This window comes from Rhizobium sp. GN54 (assembly GCF_021026345.1).
In the GTDB taxonomy this organism is placed as follows: Bacteria; Pseudomonadota; Alphaproteobacteria; order Rhizobiales; family Rhizobiaceae; genus Mycoplana.
This window is the reverse complement of sequence record NZ_JAJNCZ010000001.1, coordinates 1-19,643: the sequence shown is the minus strand read 5'-3', so window position 1 is coordinate 19,643 and position 19,643 is coordinate 1. Positions and strand designations below refer to the sequence as shown.

Sequence of the window (19,643 nt, the reverse complement as noted above, 5' to 3'; positions counted from 1 at the left end):
GTCACGCTGCAACTCCCGTCGCGAGGCCTTGCGTCTCCGAAAGCCGCCGCCAGAGCGGCGTCATCGCCTCGGTGATATCCTTGTAAAGTCCATATCGGCGGTCGTAATGGGGAAAAAGCGCGGCATTCGGCCGATAATGCCGATCGGTGCGCACCATGGCGGTGGCGCCTTCGCTGAAATCGGCAAACAGCCCGACACCCGCCCCGGCCGCGATCGCGGCACCGAGCGCCCCGGTCTCCCGCGACACCGCAACGGTGACGGGAACGCCCAGAACATCGGCAAAAATCTGCGGCCAGAGCCTGCTGCGCGAACCGCCGCCGGAGAGTACGGCCTCCTCGAAGGTCGCGCCTGCCTTGCGGATTGTCTCGACATGCTGGCGATGGCCGAAGGCGACGCCTTCCAGAAGTGCCCGGATCAGATGCCCTTTGGTATGCCAGCCGGCCATGCCATAGAAGCCGGCCCGCGCATGGCCGTCCTGCTGGGCGCCGTAGAGATAGGGGTGATAGAGCGGATCGTCCGCCGCCGGCGTGATGGCCGCGGCAAGGGCGCAGGCCGTATCGAAGGGCGAAACGCCCTCCTGATGCTCGCCCTCGAAGAATTCCCTGACCAGCCATTCGAGATTGGCCGCCGACGTTGCGCTGTTTTCCATCGCCATGTAGCGGCTGCGGTCGAAGGTGGAGGACATGAAGACAGGGCCACTGAGATCGGGGCCATCGACGATCACCTGGTTGATGCTCCAGGTGCCTGCGATGATCGAGGCGGTGCCGGTGCGCGACACCCCCGATCCGAGCGCGGAGGCCACGACATCGAACAGCCCGCCGACAACCGGCGTGCCCGCCGCAAGCCCGGTTTCAGCCGCCACCTCTTGTGTCACATAGCCGGCGATGTCAGCGCTTTCGATCAGCGGAGGCAGCATGTGCATGCTGTCGGCAAGGCCATAGGCGGCCATCAGCGTCCCGTCATAGCGGCGGGCGACGAGATCGAGCAAGCCGGCGCCGGACATGTCGGAGACCTCGCTGATACGGCTCCCGGTCAGCCGGTTGACGACGAAGTCCTTGGAGAAGAACACCGTGCCGATGCGATGAAAGAGCTCGGGACGATGGCGTTTCAGCCAGGCGAGCAGCGTCGGCGTCTGGGAGGGCCAGGGGCGCTGGCGGGCAATCGGTGCCGTGCGGTCGCCGACGCCTTCGGCCGCCCATTCCTCGACAAGCCCGGTCGCGCGCGTATCGAGCGACTGGATGCCAAGAAGCGGCAGGCCATCGCGATCAAGCGCATAGAGCCCATTGCCATGGCCGGCGCAGCCGATGGCCGCGATATCCCCAGCAGCAATGCCCGCCTTGTCGAGGCAGGAACGGATCACCCTTTTTGCATTGGACCAGAGTTCGTCGAGATCGCGCTCCACATGGCCGGGGCACGGCATGCGGCTGCGGCACTCCTCCCCCGCATAAGCCACCTCCCGGCCCTTGAGATCGAAGATCACGGCTTTGATGACGGTGTTTCCGGCATCGAGCCCCAACAGAAATTTTTCCATTCCGAACCCCTCCCAAGGTTCTGACAGTCTTGCGCGATTTCGGCCGGAAACACAGGCCTCGTTCCCTCCTCTCCCCAACGGGGAAAAGAGGGAATTCATGACCTCATCCCTGCCGATATCTGGCAAATGCCTCCTCGCCGCTCTGGCCCTCGTGGATGATCGCCATCAGACCGCGCACGACGGCGCTCGGGTTGGCATGCTGGTAGATATTGCGCCCATAGACCATGCCCATCGCGCCTTGTCGCATCAGGGCAGCGGATTTGGCGAAGACTGCGGACAGGTCTTCCTTGCCGCCGCCGCGCACCAGCACCGGGCAGCGCGCCGCCTCGACCACGCGGTGGAAATCCTCCGGGTTGGTCGTCGGGTCGGCCTTGACGATATCGGCCCCCATCTCGCGGGCAAGCCGCGTCAGGGTCACGATCTTGTCCGCATCGCCATCGACCATGTAGCCGCCGCGCTCCGTCACCGGCTGCATCACCAGCGGCTCGATCATCAGCGGCATGCCGTATTTCTCGCAATCGGCACGAACGCGGGCAATGTTCTGGACGCACTGGCGGAAGAGATCGGGCTCGTCCGGCAGCATGAAGAGATTGACGACGACACAGGCCGCATCCATCTGCAGTGCACCGATCAGCGGTTCGGCTTCGTTCTGCAAGACGGCCCACATATCCCGATGACGGATGCGGTTATAGGGGTTTCCCATGTCAATGCGCATGACAAGCGCCGGCTTGTCCCTGCCGGGCAGAGCCTGAAGCAAGTCCGCCTGACCGTAGTTCATCTGGATCGCATCAGGCTTCGCGTCGACCAACGCCTTCAGAACGGCCGGCATGTTTTCCAGCCCGTCGAGGAAAGACGGCTCGTTGCAGACGCCATGATCGATCGCCACGTCCAGGCAACGGCCGTTGCCGAACAGCCGGTTCATCCGGACCTTGTTGATGTCTCGCATAGTTCGCTCCTTTGTTCGTTCCTTACGGAAAGGGTTTCCTCCGAAACACCGTGGCGGTCGTTCAGGAGGGTCAGAAAACGGGCGCGCTCTTCTGTCGCGCGCGGCGGCGGCCAGCTCTTCTCGGTCGCGAGCACGGCAAGCGCCGCATCAGTCATTTCAAGGGAAAGCTCGCCGCTGATGGCCAACGTCGTGCGCCGCAGGAGCAGGTCGTCCAGATGCTCGACCGCCTCGTGGCGGATGAGATGGATGAGCTCGCGGGCGCTATAGCCGGCATGGGGCAAGGCATGATCCGGACCCGCTGACATGAAGCGGGCAAGCTCGCTGGCATCGGTGCCATAGCGCGTGAAAAGCGTGGCGACGCGATCCACGGCAAGACCCGTCGCGGCCGAAAGCCGCCGCAGCCAGTCGCCGGGATCATCGGGAAAGCCGCGCCCTCCCCCCAAGGTTCGCTCAGCCGTATCCAGCCGGCGCGGCAGGCCGAGCCGTTCCAGCGCCAAGTCGGCGGCAAGCGCGCCGAAGGAGCGGAAGGTCGTCCACTTGCCGCCGATCATGCAGAGCACCGGCGGCCCGCCATCTCGACCTTCGAATGTCGTGCAGAAATGATCGCGTGGAATACGGCCGGTAAAACTGTCGTTGCTGGCGGGCAGCGGCCGCACGCCTGCAAACTGGAAGACGATCTGCTCCGGCTGGATGGAGATGCCCGGGAGCACGAAGGCGAGCGATTGCAGGATATAGTCCCGCTCGTCCGCCTCGCAGCGCACTGTGCCTGGATCATCCACCCGGATGTCGGTCGATCCGACCAGCACCTTGCCGAGATAGGGGAACAGGATGCAGATCCGTCCATCCTCGTTCTCATAATAGATCATATGCCCATCGAGCATGTCGTGCAGGCCGGGATGGTCGATGATCAGGTGGGAGCCCTTGGTGCCGCCCATCAGCGGCGCGGGGCGATCCCCGTCAGGAAAGAGAGACGCATTGGCGATGTCGATCCAGCCGCCGGTGGCGTTGATGATGAGGGACGGCCTGATCGTCAGCGTCTCACCGGAAATCCCGTCGCGCAGCAGGAAACCTCCCGCCGGGGCCTGCTCGACCGTGGCGTAATTCAGGCCGGCTGCATTCGGCCTGGCGGAGAGCCCGTCGCGCAGGAGCTCGATGCCGATGCGCTCCGGATGGCTTACCCAGGCGTCGTAATAGGTGACGGCGCTGCGGATCGCCGGGTTGAGCGCCGGCCATTTGGCAAGCGTGCTGCGGCGGCCGCGAAACTGATGCTTCGGCATCAGCCCGCGCTTGCGGGTGAGGAAATCATAGATGCCGAGCCCCGCCTTGATGGCGATGGCGCCACGGCGGCTCGGGCGGCGGGTGAGGCCGAGGAAACGAACGATGCCGTTGCCGAGTCCTGAGAAGACATCGAAGATCGGAACCGTGGTCGGAAGTGGCGCGACGTAATGCGGCGCATTGCGCAGCAAACGGTCGCGCTCCACCAACGATTCCCTGACAAGGCTGAACTCGCCGTTTTCGAGATAGCGCAGGCCGCCATGCACCATGCGCGACAGCGCAGCACTGGCGCCCGAGCAATAGTCGCCCTTTTCGACGAGAAGCACGTTCACGCCCTGCAGCGCGAGCTCACGGAATACGCTGAGCCCGTTGATGCCGCCACCGAGGACGCACACGTCCACCTTCGGGCTTTTGCGAAGCCCGTCCAATGTCACTTCACGGTTCATGATGACAGCCTGTTATCCGTCCATGTTGGCCAGGTTCGCAGCCAGCGCCGCATCGATGGCCGAAAGATCGTCCGCGGAAAGCCTGAGTGTTCCAGCCCGCGCATTGTCGAGCGCCTGCGCCGGATTGCGCGCGCCACACAGCGCAAAGGTCACGCCCGGCTGCGCCAGCGTCCAGGCGATCACCACCTGTGCGATGCTCGCCCCGTGCCGCTCCGCAACCGGACTGATCGCGTCGGAGAAATCCTTCGCCTTCTCACGGTTGGCGACGGAGAAACGCGGATTGTCCTTGCGCTGGTCGTCGCCGGAAAAGATGCGGTCCGGCCCGATGGTGCCGGAGAGCAGGCCGAGCGCCAGCGAGGAATAGCTGAGCGTCGATACGCCGTTTTCAACAGTGAGCGGCAGCAGGTCCGCCTCGATCTGACGATCGATCATGCTGAACCGCTCCTGGATCGCATCGAGCGATCCGGTTTCGATGTATTGCTGCAACTCGGAGCGATCGACATTGCTGGCGCCGATGGCGCGGATCTTGCCGGCCGCCTTCAGCTCCTCCAGCGCCCGCATCGTCTCCTCAATCGGCGTCGTCGCGTCCTGCCAGTGGGTGATGTAGAGATCGATATAGTCCGTGCCGAGCCGCCGCAGACTTTCCTCGACTTCATAGATGATCGATTGGCGCCCGAGATAGCGGTGCACCGGCTTGCCATCCTGATCGAAGAAATGCGTCCCTTTCCGGGTGTGCCAGACAAGACCGCATTTGGTGGCGATGACGGCCTTGTCGCGGCGACCGGCAATCGCCTTGCTGACGATCTCTTCCGAGCGGCCGAGACCATAGGCCGGAGCCGTGTCGATGAGGTTGACGCCGGCTTCGAGCGACGCCTGAATGGCGGCGACGGATTGCGCCTCGTCGGTTCCGCCCCACATCCAGCCGCCGATCGCCCAGGTGCCGAGCCCGACGGCCGACGCCTTGACGCCGGAGCGCCCGATTTCGCGGATCAACTGTTCACCACTCATGCCGAAAACCCTTCCGCTATTTCAAGAATGCGCGCCCCGGTCGCCTCGTCGGTGACGAGCGTATCGAGGTGGTTGCCACGCAGGACGCTCAGGATGGAGCCGGCCTTGTTGAGGCCGCTCGCCACGCCGATCTTGGTCGGGATGGAAGCGAACTCGTCCAGCGTCAGAGAAACCAGTACGCGATTGAGGCTATAGTCGCAGACCCGGCCTTCGCCATCCAGCAGATGGGCCAGCAGTTCGGCACTCGCGCCGGAATGCTCGATGGCCGACCGGTCGGTGCTGGAGGACGGATGCAGGTCGTAATAGGTCGAATCCGAACTCAGGATCGACCCGATGCCGACAACCGCAACCCTCGCCTCCCGCGCCCGTTTGAAGACATCGGCGACGGAACGCATATTCATCAGCATGCGCCGCTGCTCGGCATCGTCAGCAAAGAGCGGCGCATGGATCTGGTAAGAGCGGCCTCCGAGCCGGTCTGCCATCAGGGTGGAGACGTGGTTGACATCGGTATAGTGCTTGCCCTGCACGCAGCCGGTCGCCGGTATCACCTCGACATCGAAGCGACGGGCGGGCTGCAGGCCGGAAACGACGGCACCCACCCCCTTGCCGCCGGTAATGCAGATGGTATCACCATCAGCGATTTCCTCGATCAGCAGCCGGGCCGCAGCCTCGCCGACCGCCTGCAGCGCGGTCTGCGGATTGTCGGAAACGGTCGGCACCACGACGGCGCGGCTGATGCCACCCAGCGCCAGCAGGCGTTCCTCCATATCCACCAGCGGCTCGACCGGCGACTTGATCTTGATTTCGACGAGACCCAGCTGGCGGCCGCGCTTGATCAACCGGTTGACGGTGGCATGCGAGATGCCGAGCTGATCGGCGATCTGCGCCTGCGTCAAACCTTCGAGGAAGTGCAGCACGAGCGCCTGGTGCATCTGACGCGCGATAACGATTTCCTCGCGCGGCGCTGTCGTCCTGGGTTTCAGTTTGGCAATCGGCATATCAGGCGGCCTTCCGCATGTGCAGGAGATGGTCGATGGAGACGGCAGCGAGCAGAATGCAGCCTTTGATCATGTCCTGCCAATAGACGGACACGTCGAGCAGGATCAGCGACGAGGTGACCACCGAGAGCAGCGCGATACCGAGGATGGCGCCGAAGATCGTGCCTGAGCCGCCGTTCAGCGAGGCCCCGCCGATGACGGCTGCGGCGATGATGTTTAGCTCCATGCCGACGCCGAAGGTGGGCGTCGCGGCGCCGAAGCGGGACATATAGATGACGCCTGCGACGCCGGCGAGCGTGGAGCAGAGAACCGTTACCCAGAACTTCACCTGGTTGGTGCGGATGCCGGAGTAGAGCGCCGCCTTCTCGTTGCTGCCGGTATAGAAGACCTTGCGGAAGGCCGTTGCCCGGCGCAGCAGGAAATCGAACAGAATGACGACGGCGACGAAGATCAGGATCACATAGGGAACGCCGTAGAAGGTGCCCTGCCCGACGGCCTTGAAGCCGGCCGGCAAGGTGAAGAGCGAGAGCGGCGTGCCCTTGGTGATGACCAGGCAGAGACCACGCACGATCACCATGCCGGCAAGCGAGGTGATGAAATGGCTGAGCCCCACCACCGTCACGAAGAACCCCATGATCGCCCCGATGACGCCACTGGCAAGGATGCCGATCAGCGAGGCCGTCCATGGATCGAGCCCGGCAAGAAACAGCGACCCCGACAGCACCATCGCGAAACAGACGACCGAGCCGACAGCAAGATCGATGCCACCGACGATCAGCAGGATCGTCATGCCCACGACGACGATGCCTTCCACCGAAAAGCTCATCAGCATGGCGCGGAAGTTGCCGAGCGTGAGGAAGTGCGGCGAGGCGAAACTCATGATCACGCAGAGCGCCAGGATGATCGCGATCAGCCCCGCTTCGCGCATGGTGCCGATGCGTTTCCAGTGCCCGGTTTTCGGCATGTCCGCCGCCATCGTGTCGATTGCCATTCCCGTCTCTCCCTCCTTACGCGGCATGATCTGCCGTCCTTGTTGCCGTGACCCCCGATGCAAGGCGGATCACGGCCTCCTCCGTCATATTCTCCGCGCCAAGTTCACCCGCGATACGTCCCTCCCGGACGACCAGCACACGATCGCAAAGCCCAAGCAGCTCCGGCAGTTCCGAAGAGATGACGACGATGCCGATGCCCGAGCGCGCGAGATCGCGCAGCAGCCGATGGATTTCGGTCTTGGCGCCGACATCGATTCCGCGCGTCGGCTCGTCCATCAGGATCACCCTGGGCTTCACCGCAAGCTGCTTGGCGATCGCCACTTTCTGCTGGTTGCCGCCCGACAGCGACTTCACCGGCGCCTCGACACCACCCATGCGTACGCCAAGCCGCCGCGCGAGATCCTCGGCAAAAGCCGCTTCGGCACGACCGTTCAGCAGTCCCGCCCGGTTGGTGAGCGCCTTGAGGTTCAGCACCGAGATATTCTGCGCGATCGACATTTCCAGGAAGATGCCAGAACCCTTGCGGTCCTCCGACAGATAGACGACGCCCGCCTTGACCGCATCCGCGTAGGCACGGATCGCCTGCGGCTTGCCATGCAGGCGCACCTCGCCGGCTGTGTGTGCACGAAGCCCGCAAATACCTTCGGCGATCTCCGTGCGGCCCGAGCCGATGAGCCCGCCGATGCCGAGGATTTCGCCCCGTCGCAGGTTGAAGCTGATGTCGTGGAAACGGGCACCATCGCCAAGGCCGTCGACTTCCAGGATGGTTTCGCCGGAGGCATCCTCGACGTTGAGCTTTTCCGGATAAAGCTGGGTGATCTCTCGACCAACCATGCGACGTACCACGTCGTCGGCTGTCACGTCGGCGATCTTGTCGGTGCAGACATAACGGCCATCACGAAAAACGGTCACGCGGTCGCACAGGCTGAAGATCTCGGCCATACGGTGGCTGATATAGATGATCGAGATGCCGTTCGCCTTGAGATCACGGATGATGGAGAAGAGCCGCTGCGCCTCGGTCTCGGTGAGGGCCGCAGTCGGCTCGTCCAGAATGAGAACACGGCAGTCGAGCGTCAATGCCTTGGCGATCTCGACGAGCTGCTGACTGGAAATCGGCAGGTCGGCGACCTTCTGGCGGACATCGATCGCGGCCAGCCGGTTCATCACCGCCTGCGCATCACGCTCCAGGGCGCGGTAATTCATGAAAGGAGAACGGCGTCGGTTGGTCGCAGCCATGAACATGTTCTCGGCTACGGTCGCATCAGGGCAGAGGGCGATTTCCTGATGCACCAGACCAATGCCGAGCGCCTGTGCGGCCGCGGGTGACGTCATGCGGACAGGTTTTCCCCCGACACGGATTTCGCCTTCGGTCGGCTGCAGCACGCCGGCGATGATGTTCATCAGCGTTGACTTGCCCGCGCCGTTTTCGCCGCAGAGCGCATGGACCTCGCCGCGCTCGAGCGTGAAGTCGACATCCGTCAGCGCGCGGATTGCCGCGAAGTGCTTGCTTACGCCATGAATGGTGAGCACCGGCTCCGCCATCGTCATTTTCCTTGTCCAGCACCGGACCTCGATCGCGGCGACTGCGAAAATCTGCCGCCTCTCCCCTTACGGAGAAGCACCGAACTACGAGGCGATGAGAGGATGAGAGGGGATAGTGCGGCAAGCTCAGAGCCTACCATCCCCTCCCCCGGCCCCCTTGGCCACCTTCTGCCCCCGCCCAGATGGGCCAAAGGCCGATGACCTACTCCTCGATGCCCTTCGTGCCCCGGCGCTTCAGGTACTTGTCCCAATAGAAGTCGTCGGCATTTTCGGCAGTGACGATCGACAGACCATTATCGACCACCGGGATGCTCATCGGATTGAAGCCCGAGCGCTTGGCGTCGTTCATCGGGTCGATCAGCTCCGGATGCTTGGCAAGCCACAACAGCATGAAGCCCATGTAGCCCTGCATGCCCTGGTTGGGGTTGATCGAGCCGAAGACTTCGCCAGCCTTGATCATGTCGAGGATGTTGGCATTGACGTCGGCGCACATGACGAGAACCTTGCCGCCGTTTTCCTTGGAGGCCTGCGATGCGCCGATCGCCGAGTTCGCCTCCGGCATGAAGACCGCGCCGAGACCCGGATTGGCCTGAATGATGCTCGAGAGGCCCTGATAGGCCTTGGTCGGGTCCTGGTTGGAAGCGGCGCGACCGACGAGTTTCATGTCCGGCCACTTCTCTTCCATACGGCCGATGAACGCTGCGATGCGCTTGTCGTGGTTGTCCTGGCCCGGATTTTCCAGCACCGCATATTCGCCCTTGCCACCCAGCTTCTCGGCGATTGCGTCGGCGGCATAGATGCCTTCGCGGGTATTGTCCGAGGTGATGAACGAGACACGCTTGGAAAGCGGCGAGTCGGCGGCAAACGTGACGACGGCCGTCCCCTGCTCGATGGCACGGTTGATCGGCTCGATGAACGGATCGGAGTTCATCGGATGGACGAGGATGCCGGCCGGGCTCTGGGCCAACGCCTGGTCGAAGGTGGCGATCTGCTTGTTGACGTCGTATTCCGGCGTGCCGGTATATTCTGTCTCGCAGCCGAACTGCTGGCCGGCCTGCTTGAACATCTCGTAGACAGGGAACCAGTATTCCACGCCCGAGACCATGACGTTCATGACGTATTTTTCGCCCGGCTTGCAGCGGAACGGATTGTCCGTTTCCGCAGATGCCGTGCCGGCAAAAAGCGTTGTGGCAAGAACCGCCATGGCGGTCGAGCTGAAAAATTTGCGCAAGATTCCTCCTCGAGGCCGAAGCCCCTCCCAATAACCTGAGGGCGTTTCGTGGACGCCGCTGAGCGTGTTGAAGCCGGACTTCCTCCTCGAAGTCCGATGAGACCAATAAAGGCGAAGATGAAATGAGTGTCAATATAATTCATGCATTGAAATATATTTCATATCTGCATGAGGCAGACATAATTCATTGCAAGCTGCCGACAGATCGAACCGCTTACAACGGCCGACCGTCTCGGGATGGAGTGAGCGACCTGTGAGGAGCCACGGATAGCGCTATGCTCACGCCCCGTGCCAGTCGGGCTAATTCCCGTTGGCCGCAGTGTAACTGTAGAGAAGATCTACAGCTTTCTCAGATTTCAGGCTTCTCGACAAAGCGCCGAGAATGTCGCTACACTGACTGTGGTTATGTTGGGTGCATGACCGGGGAGGTTTACCGCTCTTTGGCGTAGGCGCTAAGACTTGGACCCGCTCGTGTCCCGACATGAGCGGCCGTCATGCTTTGAAGGGCTTGGTATCGACAGCATGAATGAAATGGCCGCTTCCTTCAGCTACAATCTGGTCCTTGTTGTGTTGTCGATCCTGGTGGCGATCCAGGCCGGATATGTCGGCATCAGCCTGGCGATCCTCATTCCCGGCGCCTTCGCAAATCGTCGACGCCTGCTGATCGCGGGTTCGGCAACAACACTCGCGGTCGGAATCTGGAGCATGCATTTCATCGGCATGCTGGCCGTCACTACGGACATCACGATTGATTATGCCGTCCTGCCGACACTTCTGTCATTTTTCGTGTGTGGTCTGGTGACCGGAATTGCCATCTATCTGGCGAGTCTGCGCTCCCAGCGTCTGCTGGTTCTGGCCGCAATCGCCATGGGACTTGGAATCACCACCATGCACTATGTCGGCATGGTTGCGATCCATTCCGTCGTACATCTGAGCCATGATCCGGCCTACATGCTGGCAAGCGTTACGATCGCCATTGCGGCATCTGGCCTTGCCCTCTGGCTGGCATTCTCTGCCGACCGACGGCCGCCGCTCTTTCTATGCGCCGTGGTGCTTGGCTGTGCCGTCTCGGGCATGCACTATTTAGCAATGGCCGGAACGACCATGCATGTAGCCGGGTCAGATGTGACGACAGTGAAGTCCGTCATTTCCAGCGACATGCTAGCCATCATTGTCAGCGTGATAGCCTGTTCCATCTCCGCGGTCTTCATGCTTGCGCTCATTCCGGCCGACGCGAACGATACGAAGGGCGACGCAGGATGGACGTCCGCCATTTCGGTCGCGACGCCGCGGGAAGCAACCGCGACCCGCGGAGAACGCGACCCTGACGAGGGACTGGCCCCCACAGTAACAAACGGTTCAGCCATCGACCTCCTGCCGATCGAGAAGAACGGCAATCGCTTTCAGATCGCAGTCGATGAAATCGCCTCGGTCCATTCCAACGCGCACTACACCTACATCTTCAACGGTCGCGACGATCTGTTCTGTCCCCTGTCGATTACCGATATCGACAATCGGTTGCAAAAGACCACCTTCTTCAGGACCCACCGCAGTTACATCGTCAATCTGGATTTCGTCATCCGGATCAAGAAGGCGGGCGATGCCGGCGTTGCGGAACTCGATACGCCAGTGCGGCGCACAGTGCCGGTGAGCCGAGCGCGCATGGTCGCGTTGCGCCAGGAACTCGCAGCCTTCAAGGCCACCAATCCAACCGACCAATCCCAGACTTAGGTCAGCCCTGCTGTCGCAGTTCGTGCGCGCCGGGCATGCATTTCGTGCATATCGGTGCGTTTGGTGTGGTTGTGCTTGTCATGCAATGCCGATGACGTCCTCGTTGCTACAGCGGGTGTGGTGACCGAGGAAACACGACCGCTGGCCATGGACGACGGCGCTTTGGGAGGAGCGGCATCATGATACCTGGGACATTCGCCTATCATCGCCCGACGACGATCGACAGCGCTGTCGCGCTGCTGATCGAACTGGGTGAAGACGCGCGCCCGCTGGCGGGCGGTCACAGTCTCATCCCCCTGATGAAGACACGGCTTGCATCTCCCGAACATCTTGTCGACCTTACGGGCATCGACGGTCTGAACGGGATCGAGCGCTCGGATGGCGATGTCGTCATCGGTGCGATGACGACTCAGCACAGCCTTATAGGCTCTTCGCTTCTCTCCGAACTGGTGCCGATCGTTCGCGAGACGTCGCTGAGGATTGCCGACCCGCAAATCCGCTACAAGGGAACGCTCGGCGGCAACTGTGCCAACGGTGATCCCGGCAATGACATGCCTGCGCTGATGCAGTGTCTGAACGCCCGTTATGTGCTGACGGGCAACGAGGGACCCCGTGAAGTCGCGGCGCGCGATTTCTACCTCGGTGCCTATGAAACCGCACTGGCTGCCGGCGAGATCCTGACTGCGGTTCGCATTCCCATTCCAGCACCGGGCCACGGCTATGCCTATGAGAAGCTCAAGCGCAAGGTTGGCGACTATGCGACGGCGGCAGCGGCAGTGATGATCACCATGGCTGGCGATACCTGCACGAGCGCCTCGATCGGCCTCACCAATGTCGCCGAAACCCCACTGTGGGCGGAAGAAGCGGGGCGCCTGCTCGTCGGCACAAAACTCGACGAAGGTTCCATCGCAAGCGCAGTCGCAGCCGCCGAAGCGATCACCGATCCCGCCTCCGACATGCGCGGCCCGGCGGACTATCGCACCAAGATGGCCGGCGTCATGCTGCGCCGCGCGCTCGAGCGGGCCCGGTCCCGCGCCAAGGCTTGAGGAAGACACGATGACCAAATCGCACATCAAAGTCACGATCAACGGCAAGGTCGTCGAAGCGCTCGTGGAGCCGCGCACCCTGCTGATCCATTTCCTGCGCGAGCAGCAGAACCTGACAGGCGCCCATATCGGCTGCGACACCGGCCACTGTGGCGCCTGCACCGTCGACATGGACGACATGTCGGTAAAGAGCTGCATGACCTTCGCCGTCCAGGCAGACGGCGCCAGCATCACCACGATCGAAGGCATCGCCAATGCGGACGGCACGCTGAGCGCGTTGCAGGAAGGCTTCCGCATGATGCACGGCCTGCAGTGTGGCTACTGTACGCCGGGGATGATCGTGCGCGCGCACCGGTTGTTGCAGGAGAACCCTGATCCCTCCGAGGACGAGATCCGCCACGGGATAGCCGGAAACCTCTGTCGCTGCACGGGCTACGTCAACATCGTCAGGGCCATCCAGTATGCGGCCGCCAAGATTAACGGAACTCCATTCCAGGAGGCGGCAGAATGAATGAGCAAGTCAAGATCGACCTGGATCGCGCTGAGCGCGCCGAAAAGCTGCAGGGCATGGGATGCAAGCGCAAGCGCGTCGAAGACATCCGCTTCACGCAAGGCAAGGGCTCCTATGTCGATGATCTGAAATTGCCAGGCATGGTCTTCGGCGATTTCGTCCGCTCTCCGCACGCCCATGCCCGTATCGTCTCGATCGACACCTCGCGTGCGAAAGCGCTGCCGGGCGTCATTGCCGTATTGACCGCGGCCGACCTGAAGCCGCTCGGCCTTCATTACATGCCGACGCTGGCGGGTGACGTTCAGGCCGTCCTGGCGGAAGAAAAAGTCCTGTTCCAGAACCAGGAAGTGGCCTTCGTAATCGCAGAGGATCGCTACATCGCTTCGGACGCCACCGAGTTGGTCGATGTCGAATACGAGGCCCTGCCATGCATCGTTGATCCGTTCAGGTCGATGCTGCCCGACGCGCCGATCCTGCGCGAAGACATCAAGGACAAGATGACCGGTGCGCACGGGCCGCGCAAGCATCCCAACCACATCTTCGAATGGCAGATCGGCGACAAGCAGGCGACGGACGACGTGTTTGCGAAGGCCGATGTGACGATCAAGGAAATGCTCGTTGATCATCGGACTCATCCCTCGCCGCTGGAGACCTGCCAGTCGGTAGCATCCTTCGACAAGGTGAAGGGCGAACTGACGCTATGGGGCACATTCCAGGCGCCGCATGTCATCCGAACCGTCGTGTCGCTGATCTCCGGTCTGCCGGAACACAAGATCCACGTCATCGCACCCGACATCGGCGGCGGTTTCGGCAACAAGGTCGGCGCCTATGCCGGCTATGTCTGCTCCGTCGTGGGTTCGATCGTGCTCGGCGTTCCGGTCAAATGGGTGGAAGACCGGATGGAGAACCTCTCCACCACATCCTTTGCCCGCGACTATCACATGACCACGGAACTCGCCGCGACGAAGGAGGGCAAGATCGTCGGCATGCGCGTGCATGTGCTGGCCGACCATGGCGCCTTCGACGCCTGCGCCGACCCGTCCAAGTGGCCGGCCGGCTTCATGAACATCTGCACCGGCTCCTACGACATTCCCGTGGCGCATCTGGTGGTGGACGGCGTCTACACCAACAAGGCCTCGGGCGGCGTGGCCTATCGCTGCTCGTTCCGGGTGACGGAGGCAGTGTTCGCCATCGAGCGCGCCATCGAGGTGCTGGCGCAGAAGCTCGGCATGGATTCGGCCGAATTGCGGATGAAGAATTTCATCAGGGCCGAGCAGTTTCCCTACCAGTCGGCGCTGGGCTGGGAATATGACAGCGGCAACTATCATGTGGCGATGCAGAAGGCGATGGACACCATCGGCTACAGGCAGTTGCGCGCAGAACAGGCGGAAAAGCGCGAAGCCTTCAAGCGTGGCGAGACGCGAGAACTGATGGGCATCGGGATTTCCTTCTTCACGGAGATCGTCGGCGCGGGCCCCGCCAAGAACTGCGACATTCTCGGCGTTGCGATGTTCGACTCGGCCGAGATTCGCATTCATCCGACCGGCTCCGTGATCGCCCGCATGGGCACCAAGAGCCAGGGGCAAGGGCATGAGACCACCTATGCCCAGATCATCGCGACCGAACTCGGCATTCCCGCTGACGACATCATGATCGAGGAAGGAAACACCGATACCGCGCCATACGGCCTCGGCACCTACGGCTCGCGCTCGACGCCGGTGGCCGGCGCTGCCACCGCGGTCGCCGCCCGCAAGATCAAAGCCAAGGCGCAGATGATCGCAGCGCACATGCTTGAGGTGCACGAGGGCGATCTGGAGTGGGACATCGATCGCTTTCGGGTCAAAGGCCTGCCGGAAAAGTTCAAGACGATGAAGGAGATCGCCTGGTCTGCCTACAACGCTCCGCCTCCCAACATGGAGCCCGGCCTCGAGGCGGTGAACTACTATGAGCCACCGAACATGACCTACCCTTTCGGCGCCTACTTCTGCATCATGGACATCGACGTCGATACCGGAGTCGCCAAGACCAGGCGCTTCTATGCGCTCGACGATTGCGGCACCCGCATCAATCCGATGATCATCGAAGGCCAGGTGCATGGCGGATTGACTGAGGCCTTTGCCTGCGCAATGGGCCAGGAGATCCGCTACGACGAGATGGGCAACGTCATGGGAGCGTCCTTCATGGACTTCTTCCTGCCGACCGCAGTCGAGACGCCGAAATGGGAGACGGACTTCACCGTGACCCCGTCTCCGCATCATCCGATCGGAGCCAAAGGCGTAGGCGAAAGCCCACATGTCGGCGGCGTTCCGTGTTTCTCCAACGCAGTCAACGATGCCTATGCGTTCCTCGGTGCCGGGAACATCCAGATGCCGCACGATGCCTGGCGTCTCTGGAAGGTCGGCGAGCGGCTCGGCCTGCACGCATAAGTGGGAAGACAGCGATGGCCGTTACGCTTCCGCAGGAGGAGATCGCCGCGCAAATGGCTTCGGTCGGGTACATTCCCGATCGCGACCTTGCGACAGCGCTCTGGCTGATGGGCAGCCTGTCGCGCCCGCTTCTTTTGGAAGGGCAAGCGGGTGTGGGCAAGACGGAGGTCGCACGCGCGCTTGCTCTTGCCAACGATACCAGGCTGATCCGGTTGCAATGCTACGAAGGCCTGGACCAGAGCTCGGCGCTCTACGAGTGGAACTATCAGCGCCAACTGCTCGCCATCAAGGCGCGCGAGGGGGCGGATGCAGACGAAGTCGAGGCGCAAATCTTCTCGGAGAGATACCTGCTCGAACGGCCACTTCTCGCGGCCATCCGGCAGACCAAGGCGCCGGTTCTCCTGATCGACGAGGTCGACCGCGCCGACGAGGAGTTCGAAGCCTTTCTGCTGGAGCTTCTTTCCGACTTTCAGGTTTCGATTCCCGAACTCGGAACGATAACGGCAACGACCATCCCACGCGTCATCCTGACCTCGAACGGCACACGCGAACTGTCGGATGCGCTACGCCGCCGCTGCCTCTACCACTATGTCGATTATCCGGATGTGGATCGCGAAGCACGGATCATCCTGTCGCGTCTGCCTGGCATCGACGCAGCCCTTTCACTGCAGATAGCCACCATGGTGAGCCTGATCCGCAAGGAGGAACTGCGTAAGGCGCCCGGTGTGGCGGAGACGCTGGACTGGGCCGCAACGCTTGCCGGCCTCGACATTCGCCACCTGCGCGACGAGCCAGAAGCAGTTCATGCGACCCTGATGTGCCTGGTCAAGACGGCGGAAGACAAGGCAGGAATGACGCGGCAGGTCTCCGACCGGCTGCTTGGCAAGGTGGCCTGAGATGCGGACGGCCGAAATCGCAACCACGGACCTCGGTGCGGCCATGCGCGAAAAGCTCAACGGCTTCGTGGCCACGCTCCGCCTTAACGGCTTCGTTGCTGGCCTTGCCGAGACACGCGATGCGCTGGTGATCCTCAGCGGAGCGGCCTCGGTGCGTCCGTCCCGTCTTCGTCCCGCATGGCGCGCGCTCTTTTGCAGCGGCCAGTCGGACTGGCAGAAATTCGACGAGATTTTCGACGCCTACTGGCTGCGGCGCGGCATGAAATCCGCAACGCGCCTGTCGGGCGCGCCCCAGAAAGCGTCGGCAGGTCTGCAGTCCGCCGCGCCCGGCACCCTCGGGCTTGGCGACAAACGGACTGCAGACCATGTGCAACGTGGCGAGGACATCGAAACGGCGGATAGCGGCCGATCAAGGCGGGAAGGCGCTTCCAGCTCGGAGCTTCTGAGCCAGACGGATTTCCGTCATCTGACGCAGCCTGAGGATCTGGCGAGGGCGCACGAACTGGCGGAGCGTCTGGCAAAAGGCATGCAGGCCCGGATTACGCGGCGAACGCGCTCAGCGCAAAAAGGTGAACGGCTGGATTTGCGGCGTACCATTCACAAGAGCATTTCCCACGGTGGCACGCCGATGGAACCGGTCTTCCGCAGGCGCAAGGAAAAGCCGCTGCGGCTGGTCGTATTGCTCGACGCATCGGGTTCCATGAGCCTTTATTCGGCGGTGTTCCTTCGTTTCATGCATGGCGTGCTCGATGCTTTTCGTCAGGCCGAAGCCTTTGTTTTTCATACGCGCCTCATCCACATCTCGCCGGCGTTGCGAGAACGGGATCCGCAGCGCGCGGTGGAGCGTATGTCGCTGATGGCAGAAGGTACCGGCGGAGGCACCCGCATCGGCGAGAGCCTTTCCACCTTCAACCGCTGGCACGCCAAGCGCTGCATTCATTCGCGCACCTGCGTCATGATCGTTTCTGACGGCTACGACACGGGTCCTGCGGAAATACTGGGCACCGAGATGAGGGCGCTTCGGCGCCGCTGCCGGCGGATCGCGTGGCTGAATCCGATGATCGGCTGGCAGGACTATGCACCGGAGGCGGCCGGTATGAAGGCGGCACTTCCATTTATCGATCTCTTCGCTCCAGCCCATAATCTGGAAAGCCTGGAAGCACTTGAACCCTATCTGGCGAGGATCTGACCATGCAGGCCCCTTCCGATATTCTCGATCTGGTGAGCCAAACCAAGGCCCGCGGCGAACCCTTTGCTGTCGCCACCGTAGTACGTACCGTATCGGTCACGGCGGCCAAGGCGGGCGCCAAGGCGGTGGTTCTGGCTGACGGGCGGTTTTCAGGTGGCTGGATCGGCGGCGGCTGCGCGCGCAGTGCCGTGCTGAAGGCGGCGGGTGAAGCGATCCAGGACGGTCAGCCGCGCCTCGTCAGCGTCCAGCCGGAAGACCTGCTGGAAGTCCAGCACGTTGCTCCTGGCGAGGTGCGCGACGGTATCGTCTATGCCCGCAATATGTGCCCGAGCCAGGGCACGATGGATGTTTTCGTGGAACCGGTGTTGCCGCGCCCGGATCTGATCATTCTCGGCGCTTCGCCCGTGGCTGTGGCATTGGCCGATATCGCCCGCCGCCTCGGCTTCTTCGTCACCGTCTGCGCCGCGGCCACCGATCATGCGTCCTTTGGCGAGCCAGATCGATTGATCGACGGGTTGACCTTGCCGGCTAACGGCACGGCACACGGGTTCATTGTCATCGCCACCCAGGGCCGCGGCGATGCGGTGGCGCTGAAGGCGGTCATCAACGCGCCCGCGCGGTATATCGGGTTCGTGGGTTCACGCAGGAAGTTCGCCGCCCTTCGCCGCGATCTTGACGGCGCGGGCATCGATGTCGGTGCAATTGATGCCATCCGCTCTCCTGCAGGGCTGGATCTTGGCGCAATCACGCCGGACGAAATTGCACTTTCGATTGTCGCCGAAATGATCGCCGTTCGTCGGCGCGGCCAACGTATGGTTTCAAAGGGAGAATGACTATGGATATGAGCGGCTCGCAGCGCATTGCTGCCTCACGCGAAGCGGTCTACGCCGCCCTCAACGACGTCGATGTTCTGCGCCAATGCATTCCTGGATGCGAACAGATCGAAAAAACCTCCGATACCGAGATGGTCGCCATGGTGACCTTGCGCATCGGTCCGGTAAAGGCGAGCTTTTCGGGCAAGGTAACGCTTTCCGATCTCGACCCACCGAACGGCTACACCATTTCCGGCGAAGGTTCCGGGGGTATGGCCGGCTTTGCCAAGGGCGGTGCCAAGGTGACGCTTGAGCCCGACGGCGACGCAACCATACTCCACTACACCGTCGATGCGGAAATTGGCGGGAAGCTGGCACAAATGGGCAGCCGCCTGATCGATAGCACGGCCAAGAAGCTTGCAGGTGAATTCTTTGCGAAGTTCGGCGATATCGTCGGGGCGACCCAGGGACAACCGCAGCCCCTAGAGGATGGTCCCGTCGAGAAGAAGGGCTGGGTTGGCCGGTTGCTCGGCACGAGCACGACGGCCCTCCTGCTCTTTGCCCTCAGCCAAGGGATCTGCTGTCTCGTGGACGGACATCATTTGCCGGTCGACACTGCGGCATTTTCGATCTGCAGCTCGCGCCCGGTTATATGAGTCAATTGCGCTGATGGGAGAGACAACGCCCACACTCATCGCTGGGCAACATCACGCCCACAGAATTCGCCGCGAAAATAGCTACGGAAAATCGGGCCGCTTGAGGCCAGATGGAGTACCATAGACACTCCCGGAGGCTGGAGGGAACCAGGGGCCCAGGTCACTATCTCGCGCGGATTGAGACCGGCGAGTTGGATACGGAGGCCAAACGCAAAAAGCTCCTCGACGCTTACGCGGAGGAGCTTTCTGTAAGGCGACTTGAATGGGCAAACATTCAAGTTTCAGTGGTTGCGGGGGCAGGATTTGAACCTGCGGCCTTCAGGTTATGAGCCTGACGAGCTACCGGGCTGCTCCACCCCGCGTTATCCGGTCTGTTCTGTTCGTTTTACCAAAGCAAAAGGGCCGCT

The 19,643-nt window shown here is 62.2% G+C and carries 16 protein-coding genes and 1 tRNA gene; 8 read left to right on the top strand and 9 right to left on the bottom strand.

Annotation, left to right across the window (positions count from 1 at the left end):
* Position 1: 1 nt before the first annotated feature.
* The 8 genes from LQK81_RS00085 to LQK81_RS00050 all read right to left on the bottom strand — a co-directional run bounded on the left by LQK81_RS00085 (position 2) and on the right by LQK81_RS00050 (position 9,969).
* On the bottom strand, positions 2 to 1,531 hold the full coding sequence (locus tag LQK81_RS00085; protein ID WP_230802642.1) for an FGGY-family carbohydrate kinase: 1,530 nt from the start codon (positions 1,529 to 1,531) through the stop codon (positions 2 to 4).
* Between the two features lie 103 nt (positions 1,532 to 1,634).
* Positions 1,635 to 2,477 carry a class I fructose-bisphosphate aldolase gene (locus tag LQK81_RS00080; RefSeq protein WP_230802641.1) on the bottom strand — a complete coding sequence of 281 codons (843 nt, stop codon included), beginning with the start codon at positions 2,475 to 2,477 and terminating at the stop codon, positions 1,635 to 1,637.
* Positions 2,450 to 4,198, bottom strand: a complete 1,749-nt coding sequence (locus LQK81_RS00075) for a glycerol-3-phosphate dehydrogenase/oxidase (RefSeq protein ID WP_230802640.1) — start codon at positions 4,196 to 4,198, stop codon at positions 2,450 to 2,452. The genes LQK81_RS00080 and LQK81_RS00075 overlap by 28 nt, the downstream gene beginning before the upstream one ends.
* A gap of 12 nt (positions 4,199 to 4,210) precedes the next feature.
* Positions 4,211 to 5,206 carry an aldo/keto reductase gene (locus LQK81_RS00070; protein WP_230802639.1) on the bottom strand — a complete coding sequence of 332 codons (996 nt, stop codon included), beginning with the start codon at positions 5,204 to 5,206 and terminating at the stop codon, positions 4,211 to 4,213.
* Complete coding sequence (locus LQK81_RS00065; protein ID WP_230802638.1) at positions 5,203 to 6,204, bottom strand: sugar-binding transcriptional regulator; 1,002 nt, start codon at positions 6,202 to 6,204, stop codon at positions 5,203 to 5,205. Before LQK81_RS00065 ends, LQK81_RS00070 begins: the two co-directional genes overlap by 4 nt.
* Position 6,205: 1 nt before the next feature.
* Complete coding sequence (locus LQK81_RS00060; RefSeq protein WP_230802637.1) at positions 6,206 to 7,195, bottom strand: ABC transporter permease; 990 nt, start codon at positions 7,193 to 7,195, stop codon at positions 6,206 to 6,208.
* Between the two features lie 16 nt (positions 7,196 to 7,211).
* Complete coding sequence (locus tag LQK81_RS00055; RefSeq protein ID WP_230804342.1) at positions 7,212 to 8,738, bottom strand: sugar ABC transporter ATP-binding protein; 1,527 nt, start codon at positions 8,736 to 8,738, stop codon at positions 7,212 to 7,214.
* A 202-nt stretch (positions 8,739 to 8,940) separates the two neighbouring features.
* Positions 8,941 to 9,969 (bottom strand): substrate-binding domain-containing protein, encoded by a 1,029-nt coding sequence (locus LQK81_RS00050; protein ID WP_230802636.1) that lies wholly within the window; start codon positions 9,967 to 9,969, stop codon positions 8,941 to 8,943.
* 459 nt (positions 9,970 to 10,428) lie between these two features.
* Between LQK81_RS00050 and LQK81_RS00045 the strand changes: the two genes are divergently transcribed.
* The 8 genes from LQK81_RS00045 (at position 10,429) to LQK81_RS00010 (ending at position 19,236) form a co-directional block, all read left to right on the top strand.
* On the top strand, positions 10,429 to 11,700 hold the full coding sequence (locus LQK81_RS00045; RefSeq protein ID WP_230802635.1) for an MHYT domain-containing protein: 1,272 nt from the start codon (positions 10,429 to 10,431) through the stop codon (positions 11,698 to 11,700).
* Positions 11,701 to 11,879: 179 nt separating this feature from the next.
* Entirely contained in the window at positions 11,880 to 12,746 is an 867-nt protein-coding gene (locus LQK81_RS00040) for an FAD binding domain-containing protein (protein WP_230802634.1), read from the top strand.
* A gap of 10 nt (positions 12,747 to 12,756) precedes the next feature.
* Positions 12,757 to 13,257: a (2Fe-2S)-binding protein gene (locus LQK81_RS00035; RefSeq protein ID WP_230802633.1), complete on the top strand. Its 501-nt coding sequence runs from the start codon at positions 12,757 to 12,759 to the stop codon at positions 13,255 to 13,257.
* A complete protein-coding gene (locus LQK81_RS00030) occupies positions 13,254 to 15,683 on the top strand; it encodes an aerobic carbon-monoxide dehydrogenase large subunit (protein ID WP_230802632.1) in 2,430 nt (809 codons plus the stop codon). The genes LQK81_RS00035 and LQK81_RS00030 overlap by 4 nt, the downstream gene beginning before the upstream one ends.
* 14 nt (positions 15,684 to 15,697) lie before the next feature.
* On the top strand, positions 15,698 to 16,579 hold the full coding sequence (locus tag LQK81_RS00025; RefSeq protein ID WP_230802631.1) for an AAA family ATPase: 882 nt from the start codon (positions 15,698 to 15,700) through the stop codon (positions 16,577 to 16,579).
* A gap of 1 nt (position 16,580) precedes the next feature.
* Complete coding sequence (locus LQK81_RS00020; protein ID WP_230802630.1) at positions 16,581 to 17,768, top strand: vWA domain-containing protein; 1,188 nt, start codon at positions 16,581 to 16,583, stop codon at positions 17,766 to 17,768.
* Positions 17,769 to 17,770: 2 nt separating this feature from the next.
* Positions 17,771 to 18,601, top strand: a complete 831-nt coding sequence (locus tag LQK81_RS00015; RefSeq protein ID WP_230802629.1) for an XdhC family protein — start codon at positions 17,771 to 17,773, stop codon at positions 18,599 to 18,601.
* 2 nt (positions 18,602 to 18,603) lie between these two features.
* On the top strand, positions 18,604 to 19,236 hold the full coding sequence (locus LQK81_RS00010; protein WP_230802628.1) for an SRPBCC family protein: 633 nt from the start codon (positions 18,604 to 18,606) through the stop codon (positions 19,234 to 19,236).
* Between the two features lie 285 nt (positions 19,237 to 19,521).
* Here the strand turns inward: LQK81_RS00010 and LQK81_RS00005 are convergent.
* A tRNA-Met gene (locus LQK81_RS00005) sits at positions 19,522 to 19,598 on the bottom strand.
* Positions 19,599 to 19,643 lie beyond the last annotated feature (45 nt).